Origin of the sequence: Flavobacterium hercynium (assembly GCF_002217285.1) — a bacterium.
Taxonomy (GTDB): Bacteria; Bacteroidota; Bacteroidia; order Flavobacteriales; family Flavobacteriaceae; genus Flavobacterium; species Flavobacterium hercynium.
Genome location: NZ_MUGW01000079.1, coordinates 1 through 1,373 on the forward strand (window position 1 = coordinate 1; position 1,373 = coordinate 1,373).

Consider the following 1,373-nt stretch of genomic DNA (forward strand, 5'->3'; position numbering starts at 1 on the left):
GGATCAATGCATATTGTTGTGGAGAAATATTAAAAATTAGATATTTGTATTTCTAATTACTGCCGAATGCAAGATTCCTTTATCGATATCCTAAAGTTATTACTACCTGAGATAATAGTTGATTACTTTGAACTTATTTCTTATAAAAAAGAAGAAGAAACAATACATCTTTATCTAAAAGAGATTAATTCGATACCCAAAGAATACAGGGCATCTAAATTAAGCTCAAAAGGATTCTTCGAAGAGATAACGGTTCAGGATTTTCCTATTCGTGGACATCAGGTGTACCTTCACATCACTAGAAGAAGATGGCTTAATGAAGATACTGGAAAAGTAGTTTTTAGAGATTGGAATTTAGTAGCAAACGGAACTCGTGTAACTCAGGAGTTTGCGTCTTTTTTAAAAGAAATCAATAGATTCCAGTCCAAATGATTGTAGTACCATTGCTTCTTTTTATGGAGTTTCTGGTAGAAATTTACAATGCCAATACAAAGATTTTTTAAGTGATTTCAAAGTCTGGGATCAAATATCACATGCCAAAAAATGGCTTCTTTTCCCAAAAAACATTGGAAAACGTTTATCAATAGATGAAACCTCTCTATCTAATGGTGAGCTCTACACTATTTTAACCAACAAATCAGCAAAAGGCAGAAAAGGTACTATAGTTGCAATGGTTGCAGGAACCAAAGCAGATACGGTCATTTCAGTTATAGATAAAATACCTCTTAAGCAAAGAAATCTTGTCAAGGAGATTACTTTAGATATGGCAGGAAATATGGAATTAATTGCTAAAAGATCTTTTGCTAATGCAACGCTTGTCACAGACCGCTTTCATGTTCAAAAACTAGCTACAGAAGCATTACAGGAAATCAGAATAAAGTACCGCTGGCAAGCTATTGACAACGAAAATGATGCGGTAGAGAAAGCAAGAATATTAAATAAAAAATATGAATCTCAAATACTCGCAAATGGCGACACACTCAAACAATTACTAGCCAGAAGCCGTCACTTTTTATATAAAACAAAAATGAAATGGTCTGCAAATCAACTAGAACGAGCTAATTTGTTATTTGAATTGTATCCTGATATTCAAAAAGCTTATAATTTAACTCAGGAACTCCGTAGCATCTTTGAAAAAACTACTGATAAAATCATAGGATTTACAAAACTAGCCAAATGGCACGAAAAAGTAAATCAAGCTGGTTTTAAGTCTTTCAATACGATCTCACGAACGATTATCAATCATTATCAGACTATATTAAATTATTTTGACAACAGAAGTACAAATGCTTCCGCAGAATCGTTTAATGCTAAAATAAAAGCATTTAGATCAAAATTCAGAGGCGTTAGAAATGTTGAGTTTTTCCTTTTTA

Annotated in this window: 2 protein-coding genes; both read left to right on the plus strand. The window is 32.5% G+C overall.

Annotated elements, in window-relative coordinates; translation table 11 throughout:
• Nucleotides 1-66: 66 nt before the first annotated feature.
• Nucleotides 67-432 (plus strand): ISAon1 family transposase N-terminal region protein, encoded by a 366-nt coding sequence (locus B0A66_RS22245; protein ID WP_089052038.1) that lies wholly within the window; start codon nucleotides 67-69, stop codon nucleotides 430-432.
• 10 nt (nucleotides 433-442) lie between these two features.
• Nucleotides 443-1,373: ISAon1 family transposase (locus B0A66_RS22250; RefSeq protein ID WP_208862615.1), on the plus strand; the 931-nt coding region annotated here is incomplete at its 3' end.

What these genes read in the sequence shown, in the direction of transcription:
- B0A66_RS22245 (WP_089052038.1), top strand. Translation starts at nt 67, where the DNA reads ATGCAAGATTCCTTTATCGATATCCTAAAGTTATTACTACCTGAGATA.